The 692-nt window shown below is 42.3% G+C and carries 1 protein-coding gene; it reads right to left on the bottom strand.

Going from position 1 to position 692, the window contains the following annotated elements:
* The coding region (locus PROVRUST_RS18505; protein ID WP_006816448.1) for a phage portal protein at window positions 1–692 on the bottom strand (692 nt) is incomplete at both ends.

Below are 692 nucleotides of genomic sequence, written 5' to 3'. Positions count from 1 at the left end.
TTGATATTCAGAAACTCATCTTTTGCTGCCGCCTCCGACAAAGGGATAGTTTGAATACCGTCTTTCTTTCCCCCCGGTGCATACAAAAATAAATTACGGAAATTCCCTGGTCCTTTACTGCTTTTTAGGGCTTCACGAATTTTATCAACATCATCGGTTTTCTGTGCTGCATCACTGATATACAAGATATATCCTGCGTGTGAACCATTCAGGTAATACTTACGGCGAAACAGCGTTGATGCTTCATTGAGTAACACAGATGGAATAGCGGCTAAGTATTCAGGCAGCCCGTAAATTTCTTGGTTAATATCAGGCTCAATTAAGTGATGCACTTTGCCGGTTTCAAACTCATAAGGCTTAGTATCATACCCATGCTGTACAAACCAGTAAGTTTCTAAGTCTGCGCCTCGGCGTGTGAACTTAGCGGGGGAGTGTTTAAATGTTAACGCTTGCCCGAGTCGGTTTTCTCGTAACTCTAAATAGCCATTGCCAAAAAGTAAAAAATCCAATCCCCAGCTATCAAAGGTTTGGCGGCTGAGGTATTTATTAGGAATGAATGTGCTTGTGAGAATATTACGTTTTACATAGATGGCACTACTATGGTGAGGGGCAGCACGGAACGTCCGAGCCAGCCCATGAAAGCTAATCGGTGGCTCATAATAATTATCAATCTGCACACATTCCAAATAATC

It is taken from the genome of Providencia rustigianii DSM 4541, from assembly GCF_000156395.1.
GTDB classification, from domain to species: domain Bacteria; phylum Pseudomonadota; class Gammaproteobacteria; order Enterobacterales; family Enterobacteriaceae; genus Providencia; species Providencia rustigianii.
This window is presented reverse-complemented; position numbering and strand designations above follow the sequence as displayed.